The organism is Bradyrhizobium uaiense, assembly GCF_010811875.1.
GTDB lineage: Bacteria > Pseudomonadota > Alphaproteobacteria > Rhizobiales > Xanthobacteraceae > Bradyrhizobium > Bradyrhizobium uaiense.
Genome location: NZ_VKHP01000090.1, coordinates 1 through 13820, shown reverse-complemented (window position 1 = coordinate 13820; position 13820 = coordinate 1). Strand labels below are relative to the sequence as shown.

Genomic DNA, 13820 nt, shown 5'->3' with positions numbered 1-13820 from the left:
ATTCCGTATCGGAAGGTCGATGCGGTTCAATCCCACGCTGGCGCAAAACCCGGGTTGACGCAGCGCATGTCCTTGCGCAATGCCGCGATCGACTTGCGATCGTCGTCGTCGAGCCTGACCTTCAGCGCGTCGAGATTGGCCTTTTGGCTTTCGGCGCGCGAGGCTTTGGGGATCGCCGCAACGCCGTCCTGATCGAGCAGCCATTTCAGCGCCACCTGGGCTGCGGTCGCATCATGCTTGCGGCCGATCTTCGCCAGCGTCTCGTCGGTGGCGAAGCGGCCCTGCGCCAGCGGACAATAGGCGACCAGCGGGATCGATTTCGCGGCGAGATATTTCCGCACCGGCGTCTGGTCCAGCATGGCGTGATATTCGATCTGGTTGCAGGCGATCGGCGCCTTGATGTCCTCGACCACGGTCTTGAGCAGCGCGGTGGTGAAGTTGGCGACGCCGATCGCGCGGACGCGGCCCTCCTCCTTCAGCCGCATCAACGTCTCGAACACGGCCGGCAGCTGCATGCTCTTCGACGGCCAATGCACCAGATAGAGATCGACATGATCGAGCCGCAGCTTCTTCAGGCTCGCGTCGAACGCCTTGCGGATCGCATCCGGCGCCGAATTCTCGTGCCAGACCTTGGTGGTCACATGCAGGTCCTTGCGCGCGACCTTCGAGTCCGCGATCGCAGCCCCGATCGCCTCCTCGTTGGCGTACATCTCGGCGGTGTCGATATGCCGGTAACCGAGCCCGAGCGCGCTCTCGACCGCCCCGCGGCAGGCATCGCCCTGCATGCGGAAAGTGCCGAGGCCGAGCTGCGGCAGGCTGATGCCCTGTGTCTGCAGATTTTCCATGGATAGCTCCTGACGCGTGGGACGCCGATGAAATCGACGACGTCACGCCAGCAAATCGTTTCGTGGGAATGAAATTGGCAGGACTGCTAGCGTGCATTCTGCCCGCAAACCGGGCCTTCGGGCAAGGCAGCGGCGATCAAGATGTCGCGACGGGGTTGGGGGCGGGCCTATATGTGCTGCGCCATGATCTGGACGGGCCGCGCGTCCGGCCGCGGCTCGATGTCGACCGACCAGAGGTCGTGGTTATCGACGTCCTTCAGGGTCACCGTCATCACGCCGGTCTGGCCGTCGATGTCGACGCGGCCGAAGAATTGCAAGCCGAAGCAGGGCGCGAGATTGTCGCCCTGCTCGGCCGAGCATCCCTTCTGGTACATCGCCTTCGGGCCAAAGGTGTTGTCGAGCTCGCCCGGCGACCAGGTGCCGGCATGCAGCGGGCCGGAGACGAACTCCCAGAACGGCTCGAATTCCTGGAACACCGCGCGGTTCGGATCATAGTGATGCGCGGCGGTGTAGTGCATGTCGGCGGTGAGCCACACCGTGTTGCGAACGCCCGCGCGCTTCATGAAGGACAGGAGATCGGCGATCTCGTGCTCACGCCGCTCGGGCGGGCCGTCGCCGAGCGCGACCGCATCGAGGCTGATGAGGCCAATCGGCAGATCCGCCGCGATCACCTTCCAGGTCGCATCGGACGCCACGAGCTCGCGCTTCAACCAGGCGAGCTGGCTGTCGCCGAGGATGAACGCCTGGTCGGGATCGCCCTGCTTGTTCCAGCTGGAATCGCGATAGGAACGCATGTCGATGATGAAGACGTCGAGCAAGGGCCCGTAGGGGATCTTGCGATAGACCCGGCCGTCGCGCTCCGGCATCAGCCGCATCGGCATGAATTCGTGGAAGGCACGGCGCGCCCCCGCCACCAGGCGCGAGCTGCCATCCGCATCGTAGCCGGTCGCATCAGCAGTGCCGACCGGCGACCAGTCGTCGGCCACCTCGTGGTCGTCCCATTGCGCGAAGACGGGCACTTCGGCGTGGAAGGCGCGGAAGTTCTCGTCGAGCCAGTTGTATTTGTAGTTGCCGCGAAACTCGTCGAGGGTGTACGCGACGACCGATTTTTCCTCGGTGACGATGTTGTGCCAGATCTCGCCGTTCGGCAGCGCCTGCTCCGCCGGCACCGTGCAATCCGCATAGATGTGATCGCCGGAATGGATGAAGAAATCCGGGCGCTCGTTCAGCATGGTGCGGTAGCTGCGCAGACCGCCGCGCGCGGGATCGATGCCCCAGCCCTGCCCCACCACGTCACCGGACCAGACGAACGAGACCGAACGACGGTCAGTCGGCGCGGTGCGGAAATGTCCGACGCGGCTTTCGCCCGATATGCCGTCGTGATCCTCGAATTGCACGCGATAGAACAGGTCCTGGCCCGGCGGCAGGCCGTCGAGCAGCAGCTTTGCGGTGAAGTCGCGCTCAGGCAGCGCGTCGGCCGTCGCGGTACGCAAGATTGTCGCAAAGCTTTCGACCGCGGCACATTCGATGCGCATGCGCGCGGCGCGATCGGCACGGGCCCAGATCACGGCGGAATCGCTGGCGACGTCGCCGGACTGGATACCCGCGATCGCTGGTCGATCCGCGGCGCGGCTCAGATAAGGCCTTGCCAGCGCGCCCAGTCCCGCCAGCGCGGCCGTCGACGCCGAGCGCACCAGAAGCTGACGCCGGGTAAGGCCTCGCCTCCTCGCGAAGATCGCTGTCGGCATCGAATAACCTTCGTCGAATCGTAACGAAGGTTTTGCCTGCGCTCCTTGACTCCGGCCTTACGGTTTCTTGACTCTCCGCCGACGGTTTTGCGACGGCGAGATGACTCGGCGGGATTCCGGGAACGGCATCGGGCACCGAGCGCTCAAGCGCCAAACCCGTCATCCTGAGGAGGCGCGTAGCGCCGTCTCGAAGGATCGACGGCCCGGCTGCTAGATCAGGGCCGTGCATCCTTCGAGGCTCGCTCCGCTCGCACCTCAGGATGACGGGTTAGCTGTCCACGCGAATGAGAGAACAAGACGCGACGCCGCCTCTCACCGCTGCCAGTTGCAGATGCCGCCGGTGCGGCACGGCCAGGTCTGGATCCTGACGTCGCGGGCTTCCGCATCGAGCGGGTTCGAGTGCCGCCGTGCGAGCCTGGCGCGGGCGGGCGCGCGTGCAGCCGCGCGCTTCGGTTCAGGCTGAGCGGTCACTCTGCTCGTCCGCACGGCCTTCTGCGGCGCGACCTTCGGCTCTTCGACCTTCGGTTCGATATTGGCGTGCTGATCGGGACTGCGGTCGGTCTTCGCCTCGACCGGTACCGGCTCGAACTGCGCCGGCGGGCCAAGCCGCTTCGGCGACAGCACCGCTTGGGAGAGATCGAGACTGAAGAACTCGCTCGGGCGATAGTCGTCGGCAAACGCCACGCCACCCAAAGCCAGGCACGCGGTGCAAACAGTTGCAGCCAAAACACTTTTCAGGACCGTCAAAAGGGCCTCCTGAAATCACTCGAACGGAACAGCCATCATGTAGGGACCCGGCCGCGCGAATCCAGCCGCTGGCTGCGGGCAGGGTTACCGGTCAACCAAGGCGGCCGTGGAAAGTTCCCCGAAGAGCCCCGTTCCGATGGCGGAACGCGGCCCCCCCTCCGCTCGAAAACGCTCTGCCCTACTCAGCCGCCTGTGCCAGCGGCTGGCCGATCGCGCGCTCCAGCCGCGCACATTCGGTGCGGTAGCGGGCGACGTTGCCTTCCTTGATGTGGCCATAGCCGCGCACGAGGTCCGCAGCCTTCGCCAGCGCCACGAGGCGCGGCAGATCGACCGGCTTGTTGCCGTCGAGATGACGCAGGATCATCGCCGAATAATCCACCGGCAGCGCACGCTCCATCTTGCGTTCCGCGGTGTAGCCGAAGATGTCGAACGCGGTGCCGCGCAGCCCCTTCAGCCCCGCCAGCATGCCGAACGCCTTGAATATCCATGGACCGAATTCGCGCTTCTGCAAACGCCCGGTGACGGGATCGCGCTGCGCCAGCAGCGGCGGCGCCAGCAGGACCTTCAAACCGGAATTGCCCTCGAACTGCTCCCTCAAGGCCTTCGCAAACTCGCCATCGGAATAGAGCCGCGCGACTTCGTATTCGTCCTTGTAGGCCATCAGCTTGAACAGGCCCTTGGCAAAGGCCTCGGTCAGGTCTTGCGAGCCCGGAGCCGCCGCGGCTTCGGCTGAACGAACACGCGCAACGTCGTCGAGATAGCGCTTGGCGTAAGCCGCATCCTGATAGTCGGTGAGGAATTTGGCGCGGAACGCGATCGCCTCGTCGAGCGTCTTCTTGGCCGGTGCGGCACCTGCGCTCTTGAAGCGCGCGGCGCTGACCACGCGCTGCAGATCGTGCGCGGCAAGCCGGCCCCACGAGAACGCGGTCTTGTTCATCTCGATCGCGGCGCCGTTGAGCTCGATCGCCTTCAGGATCGCCTCGAGCGACAGCGGGATCGCACCGCGCTGGAATGCGAAACCGAGCATGAAGGCGTTGGTGGCGATGCTGTCGCCCATCAGCGCGGTGGCAAGGCCGGTGGCGTCGAGGATGTCGAGATCATCAGGTCTCACCGCGCCGTTCAGCGCATCGCGCATCGAGCTGGCTTCAAAATCGATATCGGGATCGATCACGAAGCTCGCGGTCGGCAGCAGATCGGCGTTGACGACGGCGCGAGTGACGCCACGCTCGGCGCGGCTCAGCGCCGGCACGCTGGTGGCGACGACGAGGTCGCAGCCGAGGATCAGGTTGGCATTGCCGGGCGCGATGCGGACCGTGGTCAGCATGTCCGACGTCGGCGCGAGGCGGACATGGCTCATGACCGCGCCGTTCTTCTGCGACAGGCCGGTAAAGTCGAGCGTCGAGCAGGCGATCCCCTCGACATGCGCGGCCATCCCGAGCAGCGCGCCGATGGTGATGACGCCGGTGCCGCCGATGCCGGTGATCAGGATGTTGTAGGGGCCGGTCAGCGCGCTCGCAGGCGGCGTCGGCAAATCCGCGAACAGCGCCTTGGGATCGGCCGCAGTGCGGTCGGCCTTGCGCAGCTTGGGGTCCTGCACCATCACGAAGCTCGGGCAGAAGCCCTCGATGCAGGAGAAATCCTTGTTGCAGTTCGACTGGTCGATGCGGCGCTTGCGGCCGAGCTCGGTCTCCAGCGGCTGCACCGAGACACAGTTCGACGCTACCGAGCAGTCGCCGCAGCCTTCGCAGACGCGCTCGTTGATGAAGACGCGCTTGGCCGGATCGGGAAACAGCCCGCGCTTGCGGCGGCGACGCTTCTCGGCGGCGCAGGTTTGGTCATAGATCAGGACGGTGAGTCCCTCGATCTCGCGCAAGGTGCGCTGCACGGCGTCGAGCTCGCGGCGATGGTGGATGGTGGCGCCCGATGGGAAATAATTGGCGGGGTATTTATCCGGATCGTCGGAGACGATCGCAAGCTTCTTGGTGCCCTCCGCCCAGACCTGGTGGGCGATCTGCGACACCGTGAAGCCGCCCTCAGCGGGCTGGCCGCCGGTCATCGCCACCGCGTCGTTGTAGAGGATCTTGTAGGTGATGTTGACGCCCGCCGCGGACGCCGCGCGCAGCGCCAGAAGACCGGAATGCGTGTAGGTGCCGTCGCCGAGGTTCTGGAACACATGCTGTTCGCTGGTGAACGGCGACTGCCCGATCCAGCTCACACCCTCCGCGCCCATATGCGAGATGGTCTGAGTGTTGCGGTTCGGCACCGACAGCGCCATGCCATGGCAACCGATGCCGGCCATGGCGCGGCTGCCGTCGGGGATCTTGGTCGAGGAGTTGTGCGGGCAGCCCGAGCAGAAATACGGCGTGCGTTGCAGCTTCGCGGTGCCGGTGCCCTCGGCCGGACGGTCGAACGCCTCGAGTTTCGCCAAACGCTGCTCCAGCAGCGGGCTGCGGTGGCCGAGCCGCCGCAGCCGCGCCACCACGGCAGCGGCGACCATGGTCGGCGTCAGCTCGCCTTCGCTTGGCAGCAACGGCGCGCCGCTCTCGTCGCGCTTGCCGACCACCGAGGGCCGCTTCGACGCGTCCATGTTGTAGAGGATGCGGACCAGCTGATCCTCAATGAAGCCGCGCTTCTCTTCGACCACGAGCACGTCCTGCAAGCCCTCGGCGAAGGCGCGCGCGCCGCGCGCTTCGAGCGGCCAAGTCAGCGCCACCTTGTAGATGCGCAGGCCCAGCTCTTGCGCATCGGCATCGGTGATACCGAGATCGGCGAGCGCCTGGCGCAGGTCAAGATAGGCCTTGCCGGTCGCCATGATGCCGAGCCGTGCCGGCTTCGAATCCAGCACGATGCGGTCGAACCGGTTGACGCGCGCGAACGCCGCGACCGCGTCCATCTTCGGACCATGCAGACGCCGCTCCGCCTCCAGCGGCGGATCCGGCCAGCGGATCGAAAGCCCGCCCGGCGGCATCTCGAAATCGTCGGGCATGATGATCTTGATGCGATCGGGATCGCTGACGATCGAGGCCGAACTTTCCACCGTCTCCGAGATCGCCTTGAAGCCGACCCAGCAGCCGGAATAGCGCGACAGTGCAAAACCGAGAATGCCGAGATCGAGATAGTCCTGCAGCGTCGCCGGATTGACCACCGGCATCAGCGCCGAGGCGAACACCTGCTCGCTCTGATGTGCGAGCGTGGAGGACTGGCAGCCATGGTCGTCGCCGGCCAGCGCGATCACGCCGCCGTTCGGCGAGGTGCCGGCCGAATTGGCGTGCTTGAGTGCATCGAGCGAACGGTCGACGCCGGGGCCCTTGCCGTACCAGATGCCGAATACGCCATCGACCTTGGCGCCGGGGAACATGCCGACCTGCTGGCTGCCCCAGACCGCGGTCGCCGCCAGATCCTCATTGAGGCCGGGAACGAAGGCGATGTCGTGCTCTTTGAGGAACGATTTCGCCCGCCACAGCGCGTGGTCGTACATGCCGAGCGGCGAACCACGGTAACCGGAGATGAAACCGGCGGTGTTCAGCCCGTGCGCGCGGTCGCGTTCGCGCTGCAACATGGGCAATCGGACCAGAGCCTGGGTACCGGAGAGGAAGATTCGTTTCGTATCCAACCGGTACTTGTCGTCCAGTCCAACTTCCATCAACGCCATCAGTTTCCCCGTCAATCAGTCACGCCGGCCCGGACCGGTCTCGTTATCTTCCCGATGATCATGCATCAGCATGCACTGATTTTGTTATGCATGAACAGCCCCGTTCCATGGCCGCAGCACATATCTCGTGCTGTGCATGCGAGGCCTTGTAGCCTGCGAGGCTTTGTTGCTCTGCGAGGCCTTGTTCCTCTGCGAGGCCTTGTTCCTCTGCGAGGCCTTGCCGAACCCCGGCATCTTTGAAACGGTGGCGCGCAAAGGGAGACCAAGGATGATTAAAGTCGAATCCGCGTTCACGACGGAAATCGTGGAGAACGGCGATCTGCTGGTGGGTCCCTGGCGCAGCCCGAAGCAGATGCTGCAGGCCCAGACCTACGACTCTCACGCGTCGATCCACGACGACGCAACCGCGCAGAAGCTCGGCTTCCGCGGCGGCACGATCGAGGGACCGACCCATTTCAGCCAGTTCGCACCGCTGTGCGAGCGGATCTGGGGCCGGGCCTGGTTCATGACCGGGTGTCTGTCCGCGCATTACCGCAATCCTGTGTTCGAAGGCGAAGAGGTGCAGGCCCGGATCGAGAAGCCGAAGCCGGGGCAGACCGTTTGCACCGTCGGGATGATCAAGCGCGACGGCACCGAGATCCTGCGCGGCACCGCCTCGATCGACGGCGACGGCACCGAGACCGCGCTCGCCCACCGGCTCGGCGAACTGAAGCCGCTGGCCGATCCCGTCATCCTCGCCGACATCAAGGTCGGCATGAAAACGCCGCGGCAGGCGATCAAGATGGATTTCGACCAGAACATGGGCGATCTCTATCCGTTTTCGCTGGCCGACAAGCTCAAGGTGATCACCGAGCCGTCCGACTATTATTCGCTGGAGTACAATCCCTGGGGCCGCGCCGTCATCCCGATGGAGATGCTGAGCGTGCTGTTCCAGTACCGGGCCCGCGAGGACCGGCTGCCGGTCCGCGGCCCCGCCGTCGGGCTGTTCGCCGATCAGGAGATCCGCCTGCTGCGCGGGCCGCTATTCCCTGGTGAGACCTATTGGGTCGAGCGGGAGGTCGTCGCCCTTTCGGGCAGCAAGCGCACCGAGAGCATGTGGGTGCGCTCGACCGTGTTCGATGCCGACAACGCAGAGGTTGCGACCATGCTGCTGAACGGCGCCAGCATGAAGGACTCCTACGCCAACTATGAAAGCGAGCACAAAGCCCTCTACGGCTGACGCGACAGCCGTCTCTCCCGACGACGCCTCTCTTGCAAGCCGCCGCAACAAGGACAAGAACAAATGGCCCGCCTGCCCTATCTCGAAGCCGATCAGGTCGCACCCGAATATCGCGACATGCTCAAGCGCAACACCAATCTGCACAAACTGCTGGTGAACTCGCCGGACATGGCGCGCGCCTTCAACGGCATCGGCGGCTATATCCGCTTCAAGAGCAAGCTCGACCCGCGGCTGCGCGAGCTGGCGATCCTCCAGGTCGGCTGGCTCGAGAAGTCGGAATACGAGTTCACCCATCATGTGAAGATCGGCAAGGAGTTCGGCGTTACCGACGAGGACATCGAGGGCCTGATCGCGGAGACCGACGGCGAGCCGTCGAAACTCGAGCCGCTGGCGAAGACGATCCTGAGGGGGGCCCGCGAAATGGTGCGCGAGCTCGCGATGTCGGAGGCGACCTTTGCCGAGATCAAGCGAGAGCTGTCCGACGAGCACATGACCGATCTGGTGCTGACGATCGCGTTCTACTGCGCCGTGGTGCGCGTGCTCGCCACCATGCAGATCGACAACGAACCAGCCTACAAAGAGGTACTGCAACAGTACCCGATCCCGGGAGTGAAGTGACATGCGTCTGCAAGATCGCGTCGCCATCGTCGTCGGCGCCGGGCAGAGCCCCGGCGAAGGCATCGGCAACGGTCGCGCCACCGCGCTGACCTTCGCCCGCGAAGGCGCCAAGGTGCTGTGCGTCGATCACAATCTGGATTCGGCCCAGGAAACCGTCGACCTGATCGCAGCCAAGGGCGGCACTTCCGTCGCCTTCAAGGCCGACGTCACCAAAAATGCCGACATCAAGGCGATGGTGGCGGATGCGCATGGTCGCTGGGGCAGCGTCGATATCCTGCACAACAATGTCGGCGTCAGCCTCTCCGGCGGTGATGCCGAGCTGCTCGACATCACCGAGGAGGCGTTCGACCGCTGCGTGGCGATCAACCTGAAGAGCTGCATCCTTGCCGCCAAGCATGTGATCCCGATCATGCGCCGGCAGCAGCGCGGCTCGATCATCAACATCTCGTCGATGGCCGCGATCACGACCTATCCCTACGTCGCCTACAAGGCGACAAAGTCGGCGATGATCGCCTTCACCGAACAGCTCGCCTACCAGAATGCCCAATACGGCATTCGCGCAAACGTGATCCTGCCGGGGTTGATGAACACGCCGATGGCGGTGGACACGCGCGCTCGCGAATTCAAGAAGAGCCGCGCCGAGGTCGAGGCCGAGCGCGACAGCAAGGTGCCGCTGCGTCACAAGATGGGCACCGGCTGGGATGTCGCCAATGCCGCGCTGTTTCTCGCATCCGATGAAGCGAATTTCGTGACCGGTGTCACGTTGCCGGTCGACGGCGGTGCAAGCGTACGGCGCGGTTAAACAGCCGCTTTGGCCTGGTTAATCAATACAATTAACCTGTGTGACCACGTGCGGTTAATCTCTGTGACGCAATCACGCGTCATTGCACCGCAATGATTCGAAAAAATTGAAGTATTCCAATGACACGGCGATGTGACGGCGTGTCCACATAAATCGAAATCCTGACTCGTTGTGGTCGCACGAAATTCATCTGCGCTCTGTATCTCGCACGCCAAGAACTTCTGGAGTGCCTGGAACGATGAGCGAAGAATTCGAACTCAGACCCGATCAGTGGGATGCGCTGAAAGCGCTGCGGGCTCCCGCAGCAAACCCGTCACGGCTGAACCGGTTCGCCGTTGAAAGCTTGATCACGCTCGGCTATGTCGCCGTGCGCGGCGATTCGTTTGAACTCACGCCCGCGGGCCGCAAGGTGCTGGTCCGCGGTTCGTCACTTCTGCTGCTCGATATCGCAGCCTGATCCTTCGAAGCTGACACAACGAGAGCTTCAGTTTTGATTCGATCAAAACCGAAGCTCTCGTTTCTTGTTTTGACGCGTTTTCTTCACGCGAACCGGTACCCACTTCGCTCGAAAACGCTCTGCACACGCGGCATCATGCCGCGTGTGCTTTTCCCGGAATGGTCGCCTCGCCGTGCTGCGTCAGCGGCTTCATACCGGTGAGGCCGCGCAGCAACACGTAGAATACCGGCGTCAGGAACAGGCCGAACACCGTGACGCCGATCATGCCGGAGAACACCGCGACGCCCATCGCGCGCCGCATCTCCGAGCCCGCACCGGTCGAGAGCACCAGCGGCAACACACCCATGATGAACGCCATCGATGTCATCAGGATCGGGCGCAGCCGCAGCCGGCTTGCCTCGATCGCGGCGCGGATCGGTGAACGCCCGGCAAATTCGAGTTCGCGCGCGAATTCGACGATCAGGATGGCGTTCTTGGCCGACAGTCCGACCAGCACGATCAGGCCGATCTGGGTGAAGACGTTGTTGTCGCCCTTCGAGAGCCAGACCCCGAACATCGCGGCCAACAGGCCCATCGGCACGATCATGATGATCGAGAGCGGCAGCGCCAGGCTCTCATAGAGCGCGGCGAGCACCAGGAACACCAGCAGGATCGCCAGCGGAAATACCCAGAGTCCGGAATTGCCGGCGATGAACTCCTGATAGGTCAGGTCGGTCCACTCGAAGGCAAAGCCCGGCGGCAGCGTTTCGGCAGCAATCCGCGTTGCCGCCTCCTGCGCCTGGCCGGAGGAATAGCCTGGCGCCGCAGCGGCGTTGATGTCCGACGACAGGAAGCCGTTGTAGCGGATCGCACGCTCCGGACCGGCGCTCTGGCGGACCTTCAACAAGGCCGACAGCGGCACCATGTCGCCGGACGACGAACGCACCTTCAACTGCCTGATGTCGTCGGCGCGCGCGCGGAACGGCGCGTCGGCCTGCACATAGACCGAATAGGTGCGGCCGAATTTGTTGAAGTCGTTGACGTAGTAGGAGCCGAGATAGATCTGCAGCGTGTTGAAGACTTCGGTGACAGGAACACCGAGCTGCAACGCCTTGGTGCGGTCGATGTCTGCGAACAGCTGCGGCACGTTGACCTGGAAGCTCGAGAACGCGCCGGCGATCTCCGGCGCCTTCTGGATCGCGCCCATAAACGCCTTGGTGGCGTCGTTCAGCGCCTCATAGCCGAGGCCGGCACGATCCTCGATTTGCAGCTTGAAGCCGCCGATGGTGCCAAGGCCATTGACCGGCGGCGGCGGGAACATGGCGATGAAGGCGTCCTGGATCCCGGCATATTTCTTGTTCAGCGCCATCGCGATTGCCGGACCGCTGAGCGAGGGATCCTTACGCTCGTCGAACGGCTTCAGGGTCGAGAACACGATGCCGGCGTTGGACGAGTTGGTGAAGCCGGAGATCGACAGGCCGGGGAATGCCACCGAGCTTTCGACACCCGGCTGCGTCAGCGCGATGTCGCTCATCTTCCGGATCACTTCTTCGGTGCGATCGAGCGTGGCGCCGTCCGGCAGCCGCGCAAAGCCGACCAGGTACTGCTTGTCCTGGCCCGGCACGAAGCCCGACGGCACCTGCTTGAACAGCACGCCGGTCACGCCGATCAAGAGCACATAGAGGCCGATCACCACGGCCTTGCCATAGATCACCTTGGTGACGGTGCGGCCGTAGTTCTCCGAGGACTTGGTGAAGACCTTGTTGAAGCCGCGGAAGAACCAGCCCAGCGACCTCTCCATGATTCGGGTCAGCCAGTCTTTCGGCTCGTGATGCCCCTTCAAGAGCAGCGCCGACAGCGCCGGCGACAGCGTCAGCGAGTTGATCGCGGAGATCACGGTCGAGATCGCGATCGTCAGCGCGAACTGCTTGTAGAACTGTCCGGTGAGGCCGGAGATGAAGGCCAGCGGCACGAAAACCGCGATCAAGACCAGCGCGATCGCGATGATCGGGCCCGACACTTCGCGCATCGCCTGGTTGGTCGCATCACGCGGCGACAGGCCGGATTCGATATTGCGCTCGACGTTCTCGACCACGACGATGGCGTCGTCGACCACGATGCCGATCGCGAGCACCAGGCCGAACAGGCTGAGTGCGTTGATCGAGAAGCCGAACACATGCATCACAGCGAAGGTGCCGACGATCGACACCGGGACCGCGATCAGCGGAATGATCGAGGCGCGCCAGGTCTGCAGGAACAGGATCACGACCAGCACGACGAGCGCGATCGCCTCGAGCAGCGTGTGGATGACGGCCTCGATCGACGAGCGCACGAACTGCGTCGGATCGTAGACGATCTGGTAGGAGACGCCTTCCGGCATGTTCTTCTTGATCTCGGCCATGGTGGCGCGGACATGGTCGGAGATCTCCAGCGCGTTCGACCCCGGCGCCTGGAAGATCGGGATCGCGACCGCCTGCTTGTTGTCGAGCAGCGAGCGCAGGCCGTATTCGGAGGCACCGAGCTCGATCCGGGCGACGTCGCGCAGCCGCACCACCTCGCCGGCCGAGCCGGTCTTGACCACGATGTCGCCGAACTGCTCCTCGGTCGACAGCCGGCCCTCGGCGTTGACGGAGAGCTGGAGGTCGAGGCCCTTGACGCTGGGCGAAGAGCCCACCACGCCGGCGGCGGCTTCGACGTTCTGCGCCTGGATCGCGCGCACTACGTCGCTGGCTGTCAGCGCATGCTCGGCAGCCTTCTGCGGGTCGACCCAGACCCGCATCGAATAGTCGCCGGCGCCATAGAGCTGGACGTCGCCGACGCCGTCGATCCGCGCCAGCCGGTCCTTGACGTTGAGCACTGCATAGTTGCGCAGATACGTCATGTCGTAGCGGTTGTTCGGCGACAGCAGATGCACGACCATGGTGAGGTCGGGCGAGCTCTTCTTGGTGATGATGCCGAGCTGACGCACCACGGCCGGCAGGCGCGGCTCGGCCTGCTGCACCCGGTTCTGCACGAGCTGGGTCGCCTTGTCGGGGTCGGTGCCGAGCCGGAACGTCACCGTCAGCGTCATCGCGCCGTCGGTGGTCGCCTGGCTCGACATATAGAGCATGCCCTCGACGCCGTTGATCTGCTCCTCGATCGGGGTTGCCACCGTCTCCGCGATCACCTTCGGATTGGCACCGGGATAGGTCGCGCGCACCACGACCGACGGCGGCACTACATCGGGATATTCCGAGATCGGCATCGCCAGCAGCGAAATCAGGCCGGCCAGGAAGATCAGGATCGATAGCACGCCGGCGAAGATCGGCCGGTCGATGAAGAATTTTGAGAGATTCATGGCTCCGCCCCCGCGCGCAGCGCCTAGCGCTGCACGACGTGCTGGTTGGTTTCAGTGGATGCCTGCTGCATGCCCCGCGCGCCCATCTCGGCGACTTCCATCTTCAGAAGTGCGCCCGGGCGCACGCGCTGCAGGCCATTGACGACGATACGGTCGCCGGATTTCAGGCCGGCGGTGACGATCCGCAAGCCATCGACCGCGCCGCCAAGCGTGACCGAGCGATAGACCGCACGGCTGTCGTCGCCGACGAGCATGACGAACTTCTTGTCCTGGTCGGTGCCGACGGCACGCTCATCGACAACCAGGTCAATGGCCAGAGCGGTACCATCCGCGTCCGCGCCGTGTTCGGGAACGATGACGGCCGGTTGATCCCCGGCCAGTTCGCCCGTGTGCGCATGGGCCAGCCCAAGCAGCAG

The 13820-nt window shown here is 64.4% G+C and carries 9 protein-coding genes and 2 pseudogenes; 5 read left to right on the top strand and 6 right to left on the bottom strand.

Annotation, left to right across the window (positions count from 1 at the left end):
• Positions 1–26 precede the first annotated feature (26 nt).
• The 4 genes from FNJ47_RS21575 to FNJ47_RS21560 all read right to left on the bottom strand — a co-directional run bounded on the left by FNJ47_RS21575 (position 27) and on the right by FNJ47_RS21560 (position 6992).
• Positions 27–845, bottom strand: a complete 819-nt coding sequence (locus FNJ47_RS21575; protein ID WP_163156637.1) for an aldo/keto reductase — start codon at positions 843–845, stop codon at positions 27–29.
• Positions 846–1012: 167 nt separating this feature from the next.
• The gene (locus FNJ47_RS21570) at positions 1013–2593 is read right to left on the bottom strand and encodes an alkaline phosphatase D family protein (RefSeq protein ID WP_163156635.1); all 1581 of its coding nucleotides are present in this window, start codon (positions 2591–2593) and stop codon (positions 1013–1015) included.
• Between the two features lie 312 nt (positions 2594–2905).
• Positions 2906–3331 carry a hypothetical protein gene (locus tag FNJ47_RS21565; protein ID WP_181957701.1) on the bottom strand — a complete coding sequence of 142 codons (426 nt, stop codon included), beginning with the start codon at positions 3329–3331 and terminating at the stop codon, positions 2906–2908.
• Positions 3332–3518: 187 nt separating this feature from the next.
• Entirely contained in the window at positions 3519–6992 is a 3474-nt protein-coding gene (locus FNJ47_RS21560) for an indolepyruvate ferredoxin oxidoreductase family protein (protein ID WP_163156633.1), read from the bottom strand.
• 268 nt (positions 6993–7260) lie between these two features.
• On the opposite strand from FNJ47_RS21560, the gene FNJ47_RS21555 reads away from it, so the two are divergent.
• From FNJ47_RS21555 to FNJ47_RS21540, 4 genes are all read left to right on the top strand, one after another.
• Entirely contained in the window at positions 7261–8211 is a 951-nt protein-coding gene (locus FNJ47_RS21555; protein ID WP_163156632.1) for a hotdog family protein, read from the top strand.
• 63 nt (positions 8212–8274) lie between these two features.
• A complete protein-coding gene (locus FNJ47_RS21550; RefSeq protein WP_163156630.1) occupies positions 8275–8829 on the top strand; it encodes a carboxymuconolactone decarboxylase family protein in 555 nt (184 codons plus the stop codon).
• A 1-nt stretch (position 8830) separates the two neighbouring features.
• Positions 8831–9631 carry an SDR family NAD(P)-dependent oxidoreductase gene (locus FNJ47_RS21545; RefSeq protein WP_163156628.1) on the top strand — a complete coding sequence of 267 codons (801 nt, stop codon included), beginning with the start codon at positions 8831–8833 and terminating at the stop codon, positions 9629–9631.
• Between the two features lie 238 nt (positions 9632–9869).
• The gene (locus FNJ47_RS21540; protein ID WP_028334528.1) at positions 9870–10088 is read left to right on the top strand and encodes a hypothetical protein; all 219 of its coding nucleotides are present in this window, start codon (positions 9870–9872) and stop codon (positions 10086–10088) included.
• A 133-nt stretch (positions 10089–10221) separates the two neighbouring features.
• Here FNJ47_RS21540 and FNJ47_RS21535 read toward each other — a convergent pair whose 3' ends face one another.
• Positions 10222–13404, bottom strand: coding sequence for an efflux RND transporter permease subunit (locus tag FNJ47_RS21535; RefSeq protein WP_163156626.1), 3183 nt, complete (start codon positions 13402–13404; stop codon positions 10222–10224).
• Positions 13405–13427: 23 nt separating this feature from the next.
• Positions 13428–13709, bottom strand: a pseudogene (locus tag FNJ47_RS21530) (permuted SH3 domain-containing protein); the annotation flags it as partial.
• Here FNJ47_RS21530 and FNJ47_RS55540 point away from each other — a divergent pair.
• Positions 13626–13820: pseudogene (locus FNJ47_RS55540) on the top strand (hypothetical protein); the annotation flags it as partial. The pseudogenes FNJ47_RS21530 and FNJ47_RS55540 sit on opposite strands and share 84 nt — an antisense overlap.